Raw genomic sequence first — 17,146 nt, 5'->3', positions numbered from 1 at the left:
CCCCTCCACCCGTCTCCGGGCAGAGGGGTCGCGGCTAGCGCTCCAGTATCTAGATCAGACTGCCGTAGAGCTCGTCGAAACGCTTCCGCAAGGCCCTGAAGTATTCGAGGTGCTCCTCCACTGGCTTAATGGGCTCACCGAATGGTGGGACGGCGCGCTCTCCACCGGGGTTGATCACGTCAAGCGCGATGATCGCGGTGCCGCGCAGCGTCGCGCGCTTCATGGCCAGTGGGATCACGTCGCACTCCAAGGCGTCGGCGAGCACGGCCAGCCACCCTTCGTGCTCGGTGGTCACACGCCCGGAGGCGATGATGCGCTCCGGACTGGCACCCGCAATGTCGAGCTGTTCATAGACGCGCTCATAGGAGATGGCGAGGCCCTCGATAAGGCCGCGCCACAGGTCCAAGGGGCTCGTGTCGTCGGACATGCCCACGAAGCTTGCCGACGCATCGGCCGCCCACCCGGTGGCGCGCTCCCCGGAGAAGAACGGTAGCACAGCGGGCGCGTACTCGCTGGTGTCACCGCGCAGCACGGCATCCAAATCTTCCGGATCCACGGGCGTGATTACCCGCTCCATCCAGCTCACAGCCCGGCCGACATCATTCAGCGCGCCGCCCAGAATCGCCTGGTCGCGGGTCACGCGGTAACACCACAGCCCAGAAGGGATCTCCTCGGGAACCTCCGGCAGCAGCACGCGCATCGCACCCGAGGTCGCGGCCGCCACGGCGATGGTGGCCTCGTCCACCGCGCCCGGGCCCACGTTGGAGGGCCAGCCGTCGGGAATGCCGTGGAACCAGGGCACCCCATCCAGCTCTGGCCAGTCGGTGCCCGTCGGGTAGTCGGGCTCATCAGGGAAATGCAGTGGGGCAATCATCTTGGGGTCCACGTTGCAGGCCTCAAGGATCTCGGTGTCCAGCTCACCGGTGCGCGCGTCCACGATGCCGCACCACGCGCCTGTGGACACGGCCAAGCCCATCACGTCCGCCAGCTTCAAATAGACATACTCGCCGATGGTCATCACCCAGCGGGCAGCCTCCCAGCGGTCCGTCCACTCCTCCTGCGCCCACAAGAATTTTGCGGGGTGATAAGAGGTGTGAATGCGTACGCCGGTGCGCTGGTGGTAGGCATCTTCGTCGACAAGCGAACGCAAATGCGGCACGTACTTGGCGCACCGCGAGTCCGCGTAGGTGGCGCACTGGGTCAAGGCGTTGCCATCCTCGTCGACAAGCATGAATGAGGAGGCGAAGGAATCGAAAGCCACGCCTTTGATCTGCAGGCCCTTGTCGCGGGCGAAGGCGACGATGCCGTCGACGATCTCACGACATTCCGCGGCGATCTGGTCCCCATCGATGGTGGAGTTGCCGTCATTGCCGCTTTCAAATTCGTGGGAGATGCGCTCCTTGGAACCTTTGACGGGGCGGCCCGATGCGTCGTAAAGCCCACCGCGCGAGGCGGTCGACCCAACATCCATCGCCAGTACGTACGGTCCGCGCGATTCGTCCAGCGGGACGGACATGGTAGGGATCTTGCGGGTCTTGGGTGCCTTCATGATGGTCACGCTCCCTAGGCGATCAGGAAACATTAGGAAATTGTTGTTAAGTCCTACCTTAAACGGTTCCGGGCGCGCTCGTGGGCACTTGGCGCGCGCGTGACGACGATCCGTCGTACCCTAAGACACATGATCGTCTCACTACTGATAACCGTGGAGGGCTCCAAGCCCGAAATGTCACGGCTGATTAACGTGGATGACTCGATTCACCTGGGGGAACTAGCAAACGTTATTGAAGCTGCCTTCGGTTTTTCGGGCATGGCCACGCACATGTACATGGACTCCACCGGTCCCACCCGCAACGTGTACGCGACCTCACCCGCGGAAGGTGAAATCGCGGAACACACCGTCACGGTGGCCGATATTGGCCCAACCACCTTCGTGTATGACACGAGCGCGAACTGGAACATGGCCGTCGAGCCGCTGGGGGAATCCGAAATCGACGGGCCAACGCCGTTACTCGTGGACGCGCTTGGCCCCGACGTGGTGGAGGCCAGCGGCAGCCCCGCCATGATGACGCGCTTCCACCACGAAGCCCGGCGGCTGACCGCAGGGCTGGTGCCCAACATGGAAGTAGCACCGCTGCTGCTGAGCTTCCTGCCGGTGATGAGCCCGGAACGCATCCTGCAAAGGCTGACCAGCGCCGACCACGTGACCATCTCTGAGCGCATCGCCTATGTGGCCGAGGAATTGCAGATCGATTCCCTCTCGCGTGCGGCCCAGGACCCGCGCGCCAACATGCTTGCCGACGAGTTCGAACTCTTCCTGGACAGCCGCCCTGAGCTGCAGCAGATCATCAACCTGGACCCGCACCCGGAACATAATCCGACGTTGGTGCAGGCCATCGCCGAATTCTTCTCCGACGCCCTGATCGAAGACGAGGGCGACGACCCGATGCAGCACAACCTGACCGTGATCCTGGACTATGTTTCCGACGGCGTGCAGCTGGACGAACGCGGCCAACTGCGCATGGAGGATGTGCGCGCCATCGCCGCCAACCTGGGCCTGCGCGGTAACCATATCGAGGAGCACGCGGGCCCCGTCCGCGCTTTGCGCCAGGTGCTCACCATCGCCGGGGTGATCCAGGAAAAGGCGCATGAGGTCCGCTTGTCGCCGCTGGGCCAGGCGCTTATCGACGACACCCCTGCCCTTGTCGACCACCTGGTGGAGGAGCTGCCCCAAGCCTTTCCACAAGCCGAATGGCCCAGCGTGCTGATGTGGCTGACCGCCAGCTCAGGCGCCCAAACCCTGCTGCGCGCCTCTACCCCGATGCCCACGGATGTGGAACGCGCCGCCGACGTCTTCATCGGCTTGGGCGTGCTTGAGCCGACCAACGGGCTGACCATGACGGGTGCCGGGCAGCGCTTCCTCGCGCAGCTGCTAGAACGGCATGCCGATGAGGTATAGCCCGATCGCCCCGAGGAAGACCATGCCCGCCGTCATCGCGAAGACGGGCCGTACGTTCGGTTCAGTGGATTCGCGCTGGATCCCCTGAGCCTCGACGAAGTAGCGGCGGCGCTGCGTGATGACGATGACCAGCGACAACACCGCCAGCAGCCCGATAGCCACGTAGACCACGGCCGCGTAGTGCCACGCCCAGCGCAGCAGCGTTGCTGAGCACACCAACATCGCAAGAGAGGTGCGCGACCATGACAAGCTGGTGCGCTCCGGCTGCAGGCCCAGGTCCGTAATGGGGATCTGCGCATCCTTCACCCGGGACGGGAACTCGCGGGGCAGCCTCACAGTAACGCCGCCAACACGACGATGGCGGCGACAAAAATCCCCACGCCCAGCACCGGGGCGATCGCCGGGACCGGCAGCGGCTTGGCGTGGCGCATCGCGCGCTCCACACGCACCCAGCGGATCGCCGCACCTAGGGCGATCAGCATCCCGATCACGATGATCACCACGGCCGCGATGCGCCGCAGTCCCTCGTCGATACTGGGCATCTCAAACGCCTCCAGCGCGATACCACCAGCAAGGAACGCCAATGACGTTCGCGTCCACGCCAAAAACGTCCGCTCATTCGCCAAGGTGAAGCGCGGATCTGGTTCCTCACCGTCCGGGAACACCGCACGCGCTAATGCGCTGCGCTCGTCCTGAGAATCCTTCATGGCCCCTATTCTATGACCGTCGCCCGCACCCATTGCGCCATGTCAACAGCAAAGGGCAGCACAGCGATCATGCCCACCGCCACGATGAAGCCAATACACATGGTCACAGCCTTCGTCGGCACGCGCGACGCGATCCAGGCCCCGAGCAACGCACCCAACGTATTGAAGATGAGGTCATCAATATCGCTATAGCCGCGCGCGAACACAAACTGGGCGACCTCGATGGCCAGGCTCAGCCCGAAACCCGTCAGCGTGGCGGTAAGGATAGGGCGTCGCGGGCGCAGCGCGATGACCAGTAAGAAGCCCACGGGGACGAATAAACCAATATTGCCCACCAGGTTAAGCACCGGACCCCACCAAATATATGGATCCACGAAACCCTGCAGCGGGATCAAGCGAATTTCACGTCGCTGGTGCACGTCCGCATCCCACAGCCCGGGCAGGGAGACGCTGGACTTCAGCAGCGTAAAACTGGCCACCACAAGCGCCCAGAACACTCCCGTGATCAGGGCAAGGACACGATGGGCGGGAGCTTTGGTGGACACAGCCCCACACTGTACGCGTATTTCGCACAGAGCCGCTAGGGTCACTAGGCTCGGAACAATGACCGAGACCACCCTGTTTCTTGACCTCGAGGGCGCCGAACCGCCCGTCCAACAAACGATCACCGTCCCGACCGACCTCAGCCCAAGCCAGCTGCAGCGCGTGCTTAGCCCGCTTTTCGAACTCGTCGCGGCAGACTTCCGCTTCACGCTCGAGCCCGGCGGCGACGAGATGGACTCGCTCACCGAGGCGCTAACAAGCCCCGGCGCGGTCTTCTACTTCGAGCAGGGCGACGCGCGTGTCTCCGTGGCCGTGCAGGGCGAGATGAACCTCTTCGACGTGCTCGCGCAGGGTTACCCGCGCCTGGCCCCCATCATTGAGGCCGCCGACCTTAGCCGTTACGCCGAGCTTTCGCCTGAGATGCGTGCGCGTATCGACGAGCAACTCGACACAACCCTGCGCCCTGTTCTTGAGGAACTCCAGGCGGGCCCCATTGAGTACCCGAAGGTGCCGGTGGGTTCGACGTTGCAGACCGTGCCGCTGGAGCGTGGCTTTACTGAGGAGGGCGAGCCGGAGCGGGCGGCCTCGTCGTTAGTGAAGCTGATTACGGATATGCGTCTGGCCCGCTTCGACACCGATGCGCTGTATCTCACCGAGCGTGGCGAGGACTGCCTGGCCGACTCTTCTGAGTACTTGCAGTGGGTGGACCGCAACTTCCCGTACGCTTTTAACTCCACCCACCAGATCGAGGCCGTCATCAGTGCCTTGTTCGCGCTGGTCAGCGCGTCTGTTGTGGCGGGGCATTTGGGTGTGGGTGTCAGCGATTTTGATAATGCCTACTCCCAGGTGATCCACGATATGACCGGCGGTCACGTCACCCCCACCAGCTCCTTGAACAAGGACCTGCGTGGGCTGCTTGGTTTGGAGAAGCTCAATGCGCTGTCCGGGGCGGTGCAGCCTACTGAGGTGGGCAAGCATCTGATTGGTTGGCTGCTGACTCGCCTCTAGGTGCCCTATCGTGGGGGCATGACACAGACACTCCTAGTTACTGACAACGGACCACAGCTGATCGACACCGCCGCGGAGCACGCCGGCGAGGGCGACACCCTGATTAACGTCACCCATTCCTCCGTGAACTATAAGGATGGCATGGCGCTGGCCGGCAACAAGGGCGTGGTGCGCACCCTGCCGCTGGTGCCGGGAATCGACGCAGTGGGAACCGTGGTGGACTCCCCCGCGCTTGAGGCCGGCACCCTAGTCACGGTCAACGGCCATGGCATCGGCGAGCGCCGCCACGGCGGTTATACCCCGCAGATGAGAATCGACGCGAAGTACGTCACCCCGGTGCCCGACGTTTTCGATGCGTGGACCGCCGCCGCGATCGGCACCGCAGGCTACACCGCTGCGCTGTGCGTGCTGGCCCTCGGCGAGGTCGACGGCCCCGTGCTGGTCACCGGCGCTACCGGCGGCGTGGGTTCGGTCGCGGTGCAACTGCTGGCCTCCCGCGGGGTTGAAGTTGTAGCGGCTACTGGGCGTATCGACGAGCACAGTGACTGGCTGCGCGAATTGGGCGCGGCCGAGATTATTGACCGCACCGAATTCACGGAAGCCGGCAAGCCTCTGCAGAAGGCGCGGTTTGCTGGAGCGGTGGACACGCTGGCCTCTACCCCGCTGGCGAATGTGTTGGCGCAGGTGACCTGGGGCGGCACCGTGGCGGCGTGCGGCATGGCCGCGGGTGCCGATCTCCCCGCCAGCGTCCTGCCCTTCATCTTGCGTGGCGTGAACCTGGCAGGGGTGAACTCGGTGGACGCACCAGCCGAGCTGCGGGAAGAAGCGTGGGAGCTACTCGCCCAGGACCTTGACGTGGCGAAGCTGCGCGCGCATACCCGGACGGTGGACCTGAACGGTGCGATCGAGACTGGTGCTGCGCTGCTGTCCGGCACTGGTAGCGGCCGCACCGTCGTTGAAGTGCAGGACGTTGCGTCTGAATAATAAAGTGCAATGCGCTGGGTCTCTGCCGTAGCTTTAGCGTAGACCGCTAAGTCTACCATTAACAAAAAGGCAGTAGACCCCTTAGTCTACTTGTATCGTGAAAGGTGCACCATGACGACAGCACACTCGACGGATTCGCCTGGGTCCCCCGCGGCCCCCACTCCGTCGTCACCTGCGACTTCGCAACCGGATTCGCACGGCAAATTCTCACTCAGCGAGGACTGGACGGCAACGATCGCCGGCCTCGTACTTCTTATCGCTTGCCTCGCAGGGATCGTCCCTAACATCGGAGAGTGGTTCTAATGTCACACGTCACAACACAGAACACCTCCCCCGACACAACGCAGGCCACCGAGCAAACTGACCAGGAATCAGCCAAGGCCCACCCGCTGTGGACCCTGGCAGGCCTAGTACTTGTCTTCGGCCTTGCGATTTTAGTCTCGGTGCTGGTGTCCCGCGTGCCCGAATGGACCGCGAACACCTGGTTCGGCACTTTTGCGAAGAGCATCGAGTTCCCGATTTATGCCATCATCCTTGGCTTCGCCGTCAACGGCATCCTCTCGCTTCTCGGCTGGTCCGAGAAGATGGCCGCCGCTTTCCGGACCGAGCTGTTCATTAAGACAGGCCTAGTCCTGCTGGGCTCAACCGTAAATCTAGGCGTGATCGCGTCTGCTGCAGCTCCTGCGGTGATCCAGGCACTCTTATTGATCGCCACGGTCTTCATGCTGACTTGGTGGTTCGCGGGCCTGCTCGGGGTGGACAACCACCTTCGCGCACTGCTTGCCTCCGCGTTGTCGATCTGTGGCGTCTCCGCCGCCGTGGCCGCGGCAGGCGCTGTGAACGCGCGCAAGGAGCAGCTGGCCTATACCGCGGGCTTGGTCATCGTTTTCGCAGTACCATCCATTTTCCTCTTGCCATGGCTTGCCGGGGTGCTTGGACTTTCCGCCCCGGTGACCGGCGCGTGGATCGGCGGCAATATCGACACCACGGCGGCTGTCACCGCCGCCGGCGCCGTGGCTGGCGAGGAAGTGCTACAGTACGCCGCGATCGTGAAGATGACGCAGAACGCGCTGATCGGCTTCGTCGCCGTCGCGCTGTCCCTTTACTTCACCCTGAAGGTGGACCGCAGTGCGACGACCGCCAAGCCAAGCTGGGGTGAAGTGTGGACCCGCTTCCCCAAGTTCGTCCTGGGCTTCATCGCAGCATCACTGCTGGTGACCGTCCTCGCGGCCGCATTCCCCGCAGCCGCTGATGGTGGCTGGCTGGACTCCGGCCTCGACGCCGCGAAGTCACTGCAAACCTTCCTGTTCACGTTGGCGTTCGTGTCCATCGGTTTGGAATTCCGCTTCAGCTCCCTGCGCGAAGCCGGGTGGAAGCCCCTGCTGGTGTTCACCTTCGGCACCGCCGTGAACCTGCTGGTCGGCCTTGCGCTCAGCTGGGTTCTCTTCGGCGTGATCTTCGCTGGCCTATTTAACTAGCCCGCGCCTACTTCACCACCAGGTTGACCATCCGGCCTGGGACTACAATCACCTTCACGATGTTGCCGTCGCCGACGAATTCGACAACCTTCTCGTCGGCACGCGCGGCCGCCTCAACCTCATCCTTCGAGGCATCGGTAGCTACCTCAATGTGGGAGCGCACCTTGCCATTGATCTGGACGGGAAGCTCCACGGAATCGTCGACAAGCCACTTCTCCTCAAAAGTCGGGAAAGGCTCAAACGTAATCGTGTCCGTGTTGCCCAGACGCTCCCACAGTTCCTCAGCGATGTGCGGGGCCAGCGGGGACACCATCTGCACCAGCGGAACAACCGCGGCCTTCGGCACAGCATTCGGGTACGTCTTAGTCAGGTAGTTGACGTACTCAATGAGCTTGGCCACCACCGTATTATCGCGCAGGTTCTCATAATCATCGATCACGCCCGCGATGGTGCGGTGCAGCTGCTTATTGTCATCATCGGTCAGCTCATCGTCGGAGGCCAAGAGTTCGCCGGTCTCTTCGTCGATAAGCAAACGCCACAAGCGCTGCAGGAAGCGGTACGCGCCGACGACATCCTTCGTCGCCCATGGGCGTGAGGTGTCCAGCGGGCCCATCGACATCTCATAGACGCGCAGGGTATCCGCGCCGAACTCATCGGCGATCTCATCCGGGCTCACCGAGTTCTTCAGCGACTTGCCCATCTTGCCGTACTCCTGGGTGACTTCCTCGCCCTGGTAGTAGAACTTGCCGTCGCGCTCCTCCACCTCGGCGGCGGGCACGTACACGCCGCGGGCATCGGTGTAGGCATAGGCCTGGATATAGCCCTGGTTGTACAGGCGGCGGTAGGGCTCCTTCGAGGTCACATGACCCAAGTCATAGAGGACCTTGTGCCAGAACCGGGAGTAGAGCAGGTGCAGCACGGCGTGCTCAACACCGCCGACGTACAGGTCGACGCCGCCGGGATCGTTCTCACCGCGGGGGCCGGTCCAGTAGCGCTCATTCTCGATGTCGACGAAGGCCTCATTGTTCGTCGGATCGATATAACGCAGCTGGTACCAGGACGAACCCGCCCACTGCGGCATCACGTTCGTGTCGCGCTTGTACTCCTTCGGGCCATCGCCCAGATCCAGGGTGACGTTGACCCACTCGGTGGCCTTGGCCAGCGGCGGGGAAGGTTCGGAATCAATGTCGTCCGGGTCGAAGCTGACTGGCTTGTAGTCCTCGACCTCCGGCAGCTCGACCGGCAGCATAGACTCGGGCAGCGGGTGGGCGTGGCCATCCTCGTCGTAGACGATCGGGAAAGGCTCGCCCCAGTAACGCTGGCGGGCGAACAGCCAATCGCGCAGCTTGTACTGAATCTTCTCCTCACCAGCGCCTTCGGCAACCAACCAGTCGATGGTGGTGGAGATCGCCTCCTCCTTGCCCTGACCGTTGAGGTCCAGGCCGCGGTCATTGGCAGAGTTGATGTGGGTCGCGTCCTCGGTGAAAGCGGTCTCAGAGATGTCGCCGTCAAGCACAGCGACGATCGGCAGCTCAAACTCCGTGGCGAACTCATAGTCGCGCTCGTCGTGGGCCGGCACCGCCATAATCGCGCCCGTGCCGTAGCCGGTGAGCACGTAGTCCGCGATGAAGATAGGCACCTGCTCGCCCGACACCGGGTTAGTGGCGTACGTGCCCAGGAAAACGCCAGTCTTTTCCTTGTTCTCCTGGCGCTCCAGATCCGACTTCGCCGCGATATCGCGCAGGTACTTCTGCACCGCCTCCGCCGGGTTGTCACACCCGTAGGTCCACTTCGGGTTCGTGCCCTCAGGGAATTCGTTGGCGGTCAGCGCCGCGACAAGCGCGTGCTCCGGCGCCAAGGACACATAGGTGGCGCCGAACAGGGTATCGGCACGAGTAGTGAACACGTGGATGGTGTGTTCCTCGCCGTTACCAGGGGAAACAGCTGTGAAACCGACCTCCGCGCCACGCGAACGGCCAATCCAATTACGCTGCATCGCCTTGACCTTCTCCGGCCAATCCAGCAGCTCCAGATCATCCAACAGACGATCCGAGTACGCCGTAATCCGCATCATCCACTGACGCAGACGCTTCCTAAACACCGGGAAATTGCCACGCTCAGACTTACCATCCGCCGTGACCTCCTCATTCGCCAGCACGGTGCCCAGCCCCGGGCACCAGTTCACCATCGACTCACTCAGGTACACCAGGCGGAACTCGTCGACAGCCGCGCGTTGCTCATCGGCACTTAACGACGAGTACTCGCGCCCATCTTTCGTGGTGCGAGCACCGGAGGATAATTCGTCGATAAGCTCCGCGATGGGGCGTGCCTTCTGCTGCTCCTCATCGAACCAGGCGTTGTAAATCTGCAGGAAGATCCACTGGGTCCACTTGTAGAACTCTGGATCTGTCGTCGCCACCGCACGACGCTTATCGTGGCCCAGGCCCAGGGAGCCCAGCTGACGCTCCATGTTCTCAATATTGGCCATGGTGGTTGTGCGCGGGTGCGTGCCCGTCTGGATCGCGTACTGCTCCGCCGGCAGGCCGAACGCGTCATAACCCAGCGTGTGCAGCACATTCTTGCCCCGCATTCGGTAGTAGCGCGCGAACACGTCCGTGGCGATATATCCAAGCGGGTGCCCCACGTGCAGGCCCGCGCCCGAGGGGTACGGGAACATGTCCTGCACATTGAGCTTTTCCTTCGGCAGCTCACCAGCGGTGGCAAGATCGCCGACCGGGTTCGGGGCATGGAAAGTGCCGTGGTCAGACCAGTACTTTTGCCACTTGGTTTCGATCGTATTCGCCAGCTCCGCCGAGTAGCGGAAGGCGGGTCCCTGTTGCGCGTTCGTCATGGTTGAACAGTGTAGTAGACCCTCCGGACATGAGCGGGTGCAGGGCGTTGAGTTAGCAGGGGCTGGCGTAATTATCCGCTGTCATCTTGGATGTGCTCCTCAATCGCCCCCAACGCGCGGCCCACTGCGTAACGCAGCGCTTCTGCCCCGGCGTAGTTGAGCTCCGGCGGCGCACCATTGACCTGACTCGGCTCCTGCAGGCCCCACATGTCGCGCAACGCGTTAGCGCGCACGGGAATGGTTTCTGCCTCAGTGCCCATCGGAGGCAGTTCAGGATTCGTGCTCAGCGTAATGTCGAGCATGCCCACCGGCGTATCGATCAGTTCCGCGGCCGTCTCCCGACCAATCAACGACGCCATCGCGTCCATCAACGCCACCGTCACCTCATCAGGCGAATAGCCCGTGATCAGCTCTTTCAATACATAATCCAAGAACAGTTCTGGATTCTCGAGGGCCTCCTCCCCGTCCCTGGTCAGGCTATATACGGAGTAATGGGTGGGATCATGAATCAGCTCCGCGCTTTCCAAACAGTCCACCGCAGTACTAATCAGGACGAGCTCCGGGGATTCCACAATGTCCATCCCAAGGTCCAGAAGCATCGTCGTTAAGCGCGGATCAATATCGTCTTCGGGGACTTCGGGCACCTCAATCTCACCGTCCGCGAAGACCGCCAGAGCTGTGCGTAGCCGGGGCGCGATCGCGTCTGTCACAACATCGGATAGCTCCGGGGCGTCCACCTGGTGTGGTTCCACGAGGGACTCGTCGTAAAGCGTGCGGAATGTAGGGCTGACATGACACATCGCCTCGACGAAAGAACGCGGGACTGGGGTTAAAATGGGCTCGGCGAGCCCTGCCAGCTCATTGTGGATGAAAGCGGCCGGGACCGGGAGGGTGTTACTACTGCTGAGCAGACTGGGGAATTGGACATCGGAGGCGATGCGTTCGCGCAGTGTCACCGTGATCCGCGATGCGCGAGGTGGTTGAAAAGCGGCCGTGATCTGGTGCTTTTCGACGAAAATATCTTCCAAGATAGCGTACGGATCCTGCTCAATCTCGGGCGCGAAGAGAAGCTCGCCGGGCCAATCATGGACGATCTGAACTGCTTCGTGCAGATCTTCGATCGTCCAGGAGGCATCGACCAGGATCACGCACGGATCTCCCCCGCCATTCTGCTGAATTTCCAGAACCAGGCCCGCCATTCGCTTCTCCTTTGGTTGGGATTTCCGCCTCAAGACTAAAACAAGTGCAGGGATGAGACACGGCTTTTGCCTGCAGCGATGGGCGGTCGGGGGTAGCCGAAAGGAATCCCTTTCACACCCGCATGCGACGAACGTGCCAATGTGTGCCACAATTGGCCCCAGTCGCGGTTTTATTGCACAGTGTTTAATTTGGTTTACTCGCTCGCAGGAAATTTTTACGCGGGCCCTACTGATGATTCGAGTGAGTCGTCCCAGTGGAGTTCAAACGACTCGCCCATCAGTGAAGCATGCTGATGTGCGTACACCATCGCAAGAAATAGGTATATGTATGGCACAGGGTACTGTGAAATGGTTCAACGGCGACAAGGGCTACGGCTTCATCGCTCCTAACGACGGGTCCGACGACCTGTTCGTGCACTTCTCCGAAATCCAGGGCAGCGGCTTCCGCAACCTGGAAGAAGGCCAGAGCGTAGAGTTCGAGGTCGGCGAAGGCGCCAAAGGCCCACAGGCACAGCAGGTCCGCGCACTGTAGTTCGCTGCAGTAAGCGCATAACCGCTTAATCGAGACTGCCCGCACAGACGTAATGTTTGTGCGGGCAGTTTCCTTTGTCTGTGGTTGGTGCCGCGAGGTGGGTCAAGCTCCTAAGATCGACCTTATGCGATCGATTTTTATTACAGGGGCTGCCAACGGAATCGGCCTGGCCACGGCCCGGAAATTTCTTGATGAGGGCTGGCTGGTCGGCGCCTACGACATCGCCGAGGTCCCGCTCGAGCACCCGAACCTGGTCACCGGCCGCCTAGACGTGACCGACTCTGCGCAGTGGGAAGCCGCGCTGGCTGACTTCGCCGGGCGCACCGACGGCGGCATCGACGTGGTGGACAACAACGCCGGCATCATCACCTCTGGGCCGCTGGCTGAGACCGATCCGGACCGTGTTCGTTCGCTCGTCGAGGTCAACGCCGTGGGGGTCACTCTCGGCGCACGGGCCGCGCACCCGTACCTCGCGGCCACGCGCGGCACGCTGATCAACATCGCCAGTGCGTCGGCGATCTTTGGGCAGCCCTCAATCGCCGTGTACTCAGCCACCAAGTCTTATGTGGGGACACTGACGGAGGCCCTGAGCCTGGAATGGCGGGGCGACGGCATCCGCGTCGTCGACGTGTGGCCGCTATGGGCGAAAACATCGCTTGCCGACGTCGACGCCGCCAGCGTCCGCCGCCTCGGGGTAAACATCACCCCGGAGCAGGTCGCTGACACCGTCTTCACCGCCGCGACCGCGACCGGCCGGTGGAACCGCGGAAAACTGCACTACGGGGTTTCAGCGCTGGACAAGATTCTCTACGTCGCCGGCAAGATCGCGCCGGACCGGCTGCGCCGGTTGGTCACCCGCATCCTGGCGGGGTGAGGGGGTTGGGCCGGCGGCAATCCACGTCATTTTAAGTCATACTTTAAAAGGCAACATGATTTGCACTTTTCTGACCTGCACATTTCCAATGAGAGGCGTTCATTGGAAACTCCTCATTGAGAATTTACAATGAGCCATTCCAACTTTCCCAATGATGATTGGGAGTTTGGGATTAAGGCTTTCTTTCACATGTCCCGCAGGAGACTAGCGCGCGCCACGGCGACACTTGGGCATAACAGGGCAATCTTGCACCAGGTCCCCTCCCCGACGACCAGGCACTTTAAAATGGACCGGTGCAGGATGGCGCCATCTTGCACCGATCCACTACAAAGCTGCAGGTCGTCGCGCACCCCACCTGGTGCAAGATGGCCGCGTCTTTGACAGATCCAGCCAAACCGGCGAATTTGAGCGGTCAGACTAGTAGCACTCCGTCAATTCTGCGACGAACTCGGCCGGTGCACCCTGGTCAAGCCAGTAACCATGGTCATAGCACCATGCACCACTATTGAGCTCGCCCTGAGGATCTATCCGGACCCACTGGGAGCCATCCCACCTCACCTTCACCGAGTAGTCGGTCTGCATTTTAGCCGCGTGAGCCCACTGCCCATCGCAGTAAGGGACCACGGTTTCGGTCGGACCCTCCAAGTTGAAGGCGCCCGGATCACATGGACCCAAGTTTGGTTCAGGCTCTTCAGAGGCGGGCTCCTCAGGAGCAGGCTCTTCTGACATCGGCTCCTCTGAGCTCTCTTCGCTGGAAGAACTCTCTGAACTGGCAGTTTCCTCCGAGGTAACTGTTGAAGTTTCCAAGGTGGGCTCTGCAAGCGTTTCCGGCTCGTCGCTCGCATCCCCACAAGCAGCCAGGGTCATGGGAAGAATTAAAGCAGCGGGTAGGATAAGTCGTTTCATGTGCTGTACTTTAACTGGGAAAGCACTGCAGTGTTAGCTTTCTGTAAAAAGCTTTTAACTGGGCATGGGATTTCCAATGACAAGGCCTCATTGGAAAACGCTCATTGGAAACTTGCAATGAGCCATTCCAACTTTCCCAATGATGCTTAGAAGACACGAGCCACCGCTAGCTGCTACATCATTTGGTTCGAGCACTGCTGCGTCCACCCAGAGGTGCCATCAGTAAAGAACGTGGTGCCGATTTCGTGGATGCTCGGGTCACCGCATGATGCGATCTGCTTGTCCAGCGGGTGCGGTGCAACTTGGCCGGGCGCTTCTGTAAAGCCGATCACCGGCTCTTGTTGCGGGGCAGGTGCTGGCGCAGGGGCTTGGGCTGGGGCGGGCGCTTGGCTAGGAACAGGGGGTTGCGGAGCCGCGGGCACCGGTTCGCCGATGCTTTCCGCAGGTTGCCCAGCCTCGTCGTTTTGGGCACCACCTTCGTCGGCCGGTACAGCAATCTTCACCTTATCGCCCTCGGCGATCTCGAAATGGACCAAGTCAGCGTTATCAGGCACTGGCAGGTATGCCGTACCGGTGGCCGAATAGCCGGGGAATTCGTCCATCAAATTGAGGTAGCTACCGGCTCCATCGCATTGTATTTCTGTGTCGACCCGACTAATTTCACCGTCGGTCGTCGACACGCTCCAAGGCATTGAACGGAAAGGCGAAGTGAAATCTGTGTCTGCGTCTTCTGGCATCGACGCGGTGAATTCAAGGGCGACGAAGCGGCCAGGCTCGGCGCCCTCATAGGTTGCGCAGGTCGCTTGTGCATTGATGGAGACAATGTCAACTGTCATGCAGCTCGTCGAACCCAACGTTGAACAGGGGACTTCGAAGCTATCTCCTTCGCCCAGCACCACATTCTCGCGAACCGAAGTCGACGACGCGCTGGATGTCGAGGACTCTTCAGCCGTCGGCTCAGTTGAGCTCTCCGAATTCGTACAGCCTGCGGTGCCTAGGGCCAACGCGGCCAGAGCAACAATGAGCTTTTTCATGGTTTTCCGAGCATCCTTGATGTTGAAGAGTTCAAACTATCGTCCCAGCAAACATTACCGCAGAAACTATCGTCGAAAAGCGAGTCTCTGTTCAGCACGTTGGGCCGAAGGCTCAGGTCGGCGCCGCTTCTACTTTTCGATAGAATTTGAGCGACCTTGGTAGTGTCAAGACCTATCCAGAACCGTCGTGGCCTCGCTATAGGGGTTGTGCACCAGCTACTCTAAATACGTTGATATTTGAACTGTAGGGCAGGAAATGCGTAAAGACCTAGTAACCGAAGGCGTTCAGCACCTTCTCGACGCCATTATCAGCGGTGAGTTCCAGCCGGGTAACGCGCTCCCCAACGAAATCAAACTTGCAGAGTATCTCAACGTATCCCGGCCAACGATGCGAGAAATCGTTCGCACTCTAGCGAACCGGGGCGTTCTTGAGGTCGTTCACGGCCGGGGGACTTTTGTCACCGATCAGGATCGGTGGACCGATGTGCAGACCGTGGTGTATGCCCTGTCGCAGCAACTAGATAACAAACAAGTTGGCATGTACCTTACCCAGTTGCGACGCATGATCGAGGTCGGATCCGCGGGCCTAGCCGCACAAAATGCAACCCAAGAAGAAATCGAAATAATGCAAGACAGCCTGCGCCGCTACATCGAAGCAGATGCGGCCGACGATGCAGAAAAGGCTAACATTGCGGACGTAGATTTCCACGATGCCATTCTGGACGCTTCGGGCAATCCGTTCGTCCGCGCTATGGTCATGCCTCTCAAAGGTGCCCTTGCTCATTCCAGGATTGAGACGAACTCAATATCTGAAATTCGCGCTCGCGCGATTCAGCACCACACCAACATCCTTCGCGCAATCGAGACCGGGGACGCGGAGGGAGCAAAAAATGCGATGCGCGGACATATGAGCCAGACTTTCGACGACATCAGCGCGTTCATCGACGGTTCAGACCCTTATCGTCCCCCACTTCACTAACCCCGGCAGTTGCTTTAAGTGGGCTTTTACCTGCTTTAATACCCCCGCCATTTACATTTCCACTTCCTTATCGTTAACTTTAACCTAGGTCCTCAGAGGTCTGGCAACAGAGGTCTGGGGTTAGGCGACACATATGACAGAAAGGGAATGGAAAATGCCATATTCTCTCGAACAGCTAACCGAAGGGATGCTTGCACCAGTTGCTTGTGCTGCGAGCGAAGTCCCGAAACGACCAGACACATTGATCGTTCTCGACGATGACCCAACTGGCACTCAATCGGTCGCGAACCTTCCCGTCCTCACACGCTGGGAACCTGAAGATTTGCGTTGGGCACTAGACCAAGACGCACCGGCGATCTACATCATGACCAACTCGCGGTCTCTGTCCCCTGCTGATGCGGAGCAGATCAACCGCGACGTAGCCCGCGCGGCATTAGAAGCCGCAGGCAACCGAGCGCTTACCTTCGTCTCTCGGTCCGATTCCACTTTGCGTGGACATTTCCCACTTGAACCCGACACATTGGCCGATGTCGCCAGCGCCGCCGGACAAGATATTGATGGCTATCTGATCGTCCCAGCCTTTGGCGATGCAGGGCGCATCACAGTCAATGGCGTCCACTATGCCGGCAACGAAACCGATGGCTTCACCCCCGTGGCAGAAACCGAGTTCGCCCAGGACGCTACGTTTGGCTATTCGCACTCCCGCCTCGCGGATTGGGTGGAGGAGAAAACCCAGGGTGCAACCCCCGCTGACCACGTCATCGAGATTTCCTTGAATGATCTCCGAGGTGGAACTGCGCTAGAGAAACTTCAAACCGCACGAAACCGACAACCAATCGCCGTCGATATCGTCACCGAAGATGATTTACGCCTCCTCGCCATCGCCCTCCACGAGGCAGAGGAAGCTGGTAAGAATTTCATTTACCGCGTTGGACCACCATTCGTCCGCGCCATCATCGGCCAAGATATCCCGTCTGTCGTTGACGCTGCTGCACTGACCAGCGCCGGTGTAACAAAGGACCACGTCAAGGGCGGGTTGATCGTCGTTGGCTCGCACGTTCCGACGACCACCCGTCAGCTCAATGCCCTGTTAGA

At 60.8% G+C, this 17,146-nt stretch carries 17 protein-coding genes; 9 read left to right on the top strand and 8 right to left on the bottom strand.

Translation table 11 applies throughout. From position 1 onward, the window contains the following. Positions 1-49: 49 nt before the first annotated feature. Positions 50-1,549 (bottom strand): gluconokinase, encoded by a 1,500-nt coding sequence (locus tag ACHFGA_RS04640; protein ID WP_026254287.1) that lies wholly within the window; start codon positions 1,547-1,549, stop codon positions 50-52. Between the two features lie 129 nt (positions 1,550-1,678). Here ACHFGA_RS04640 and ACHFGA_RS04635 point away from each other — a divergent pair, with 129 nt between their 5' ends. Continuing rightward, positions 1,679-2,956, top strand: coding sequence for a hypothetical protein (locus tag ACHFGA_RS04635; RefSeq protein ID WP_394281259.1), 1,278 nt, complete (start codon positions 1,679-1,681; stop codon positions 2,954-2,956). On the opposite strand, the gene ACHFGA_RS04630 is transcribed toward ACHFGA_RS04635, so the two are convergent. From ACHFGA_RS04630 to ACHFGA_RS04620, 3 genes are read right to left on the bottom strand one after another with little or no spacing between them, the layout of a single operon-like run. Further along, entirely contained in the window at positions 2,930-3,292 is a 363-nt protein-coding gene (locus ACHFGA_RS04630) for a DUF202 domain-containing protein (protein ID WP_394281258.1), read from the bottom strand. The two genes, ACHFGA_RS04635 and ACHFGA_RS04630, sit on opposite strands and share 27 nt — an antisense overlap. Beyond that, the gene (locus tag ACHFGA_RS04625; RefSeq protein ID WP_394281257.1) at positions 3,289-3,663 is read right to left on the bottom strand and encodes a YidH family protein; all 375 of its coding nucleotides are present in this window, start codon (positions 3,661-3,663) and stop codon (positions 3,289-3,291) included. Before ACHFGA_RS04625 ends, ACHFGA_RS04630 begins: the two co-directional genes overlap by 4 nt. A gap of 5 nt (positions 3,664-3,668) precedes the next feature. After that, positions 3,669-4,208 (bottom strand): VanZ family protein, encoded by a 540-nt coding sequence (locus ACHFGA_RS04620; RefSeq protein WP_394281256.1) that lies wholly within the window; start codon positions 4,206-4,208, stop codon positions 3,669-3,671. A gap of 58 nt (positions 4,209-4,266) precedes the next feature. Between ACHFGA_RS04620 and ACHFGA_RS04615 the strand changes: the two genes are divergently transcribed. The 4 genes from ACHFGA_RS04615 to ACHFGA_RS04600 all read left to right on the top strand — a co-directional run bounded on the left by ACHFGA_RS04615 (position 4,267) and on the right by ACHFGA_RS04600 (position 7,676). Further along, a complete protein-coding gene (locus ACHFGA_RS04615; protein WP_394281255.1) occupies positions 4,267-5,214 on the top strand; it encodes a hypothetical protein in 948 nt (315 codons plus the stop codon). An 18-nt stretch (positions 5,215-5,232) separates the two neighbouring features. Beyond that, positions 5,233-6,198 (top strand): MDR family oxidoreductase, encoded by a 966-nt coding sequence (locus ACHFGA_RS04610; RefSeq protein WP_394281254.1) that lies wholly within the window; start codon positions 5,233-5,235, stop codon positions 6,196-6,198. A 111-nt stretch (positions 6,199-6,309) separates the two neighbouring features. Further along, entirely contained in the window at positions 6,310-6,501 is a 192-nt protein-coding gene (locus ACHFGA_RS04605; protein ID WP_394281253.1) for a hypothetical protein, read from the top strand. After that, positions 6,501-7,676, top strand: a complete 1,176-nt coding sequence (locus tag ACHFGA_RS04600; protein WP_394281252.1) for a YeiH family protein — start codon at positions 6,501-6,503, stop codon at positions 7,674-7,676. Before ACHFGA_RS04605 ends, ACHFGA_RS04600 begins: the two co-directional genes overlap by 1 nt. A gap of 7 nt (positions 7,677-7,683) precedes the next feature. Here the strand turns inward: ACHFGA_RS04600 and leuS are convergent, their stop codons facing one another. Next, positions 7,684-10,527 carry a leucine--tRNA ligase gene (leuS, locus tag ACHFGA_RS04595; RefSeq protein ID WP_394281251.1) on the bottom strand — a complete coding sequence of 948 codons (2,844 nt, stop codon included), beginning with the start codon at positions 10,525-10,527 and terminating at the stop codon, positions 7,684-7,686. A gap of 71 nt (positions 10,528-10,598) precedes the next feature. Then, positions 10,599-11,726 (bottom strand): hypothetical protein, encoded by a 1,128-nt coding sequence (locus tag ACHFGA_RS04590; RefSeq protein WP_394281250.1) that lies wholly within the window; start codon positions 11,724-11,726, stop codon positions 10,599-10,601. Positions 11,727-12,054: 328 nt separating this feature from the next. Between ACHFGA_RS04590 and ACHFGA_RS04585 the strand changes: the two genes are divergently transcribed. Then, positions 12,055-12,258: a cold-shock protein gene (locus tag ACHFGA_RS04585; protein ID WP_394281249.1), complete on the top strand. Its 204-nt coding sequence runs from the start codon at positions 12,055-12,057 to the stop codon at positions 12,256-12,258. 124 nt (positions 12,259-12,382) lie between these two features. Further along, positions 12,383-13,132 (top strand): SDR family oxidoreductase, encoded by a 750-nt coding sequence (locus tag ACHFGA_RS04580; RefSeq protein WP_394281248.1) that lies wholly within the window; start codon positions 12,383-12,385, stop codon positions 13,130-13,132. Between the two features lie 417 nt (positions 13,133-13,549). Here ACHFGA_RS04580 and ACHFGA_RS04575 read toward each other — a convergent pair whose 3' ends face one another. Then, a complete protein-coding gene (locus tag ACHFGA_RS04575; RefSeq protein WP_394281247.1) occupies positions 13,550-14,038 on the bottom strand; it encodes a hypothetical protein in 489 nt (162 codons plus the stop codon). A gap of 173 nt (positions 14,039-14,211) precedes the next feature. Continuing rightward, entirely contained in the window at positions 14,212-15,072 is an 861-nt protein-coding gene (locus tag ACHFGA_RS04570) for a hypothetical protein (RefSeq protein WP_394281246.1), read from the bottom strand. A gap of 256 nt (positions 15,073-15,328) precedes the next feature. Here ACHFGA_RS04570 and ACHFGA_RS04565 point away from each other — a divergent pair, with 256 nt between their 5' ends. Together ACHFGA_RS04565 and ACHFGA_RS04560 are read left to right on the top strand one after the other, a co-directional pair. Further along, positions 15,329-16,051 (top strand): FadR/GntR family transcriptional regulator, encoded by a 723-nt coding sequence (locus tag ACHFGA_RS04565; RefSeq protein WP_394281245.1) that lies wholly within the window; start codon positions 15,329-15,331, stop codon positions 16,049-16,051. Between the two features lie 154 nt (positions 16,052-16,205). Then, on the top strand, positions 16,206-17,146 hold a 941-nt coding region (locus tag ACHFGA_RS04560), incomplete at its 3' end, for a four-carbon acid sugar kinase family protein (RefSeq protein WP_394281244.1).

This window comes from Corynebacterium sp., from assembly GCF_043426755.1.
In the GTDB taxonomy this organism is placed as follows: Bacteria; Actinomycetota; Actinomycetes; order Mycobacteriales; family Mycobacteriaceae; genus Corynebacterium.
The sequence above is the reverse complement of the archived record's forward strand: the minus strand, read 5'-3'. Positions and strand labels throughout refer to the sequence as shown.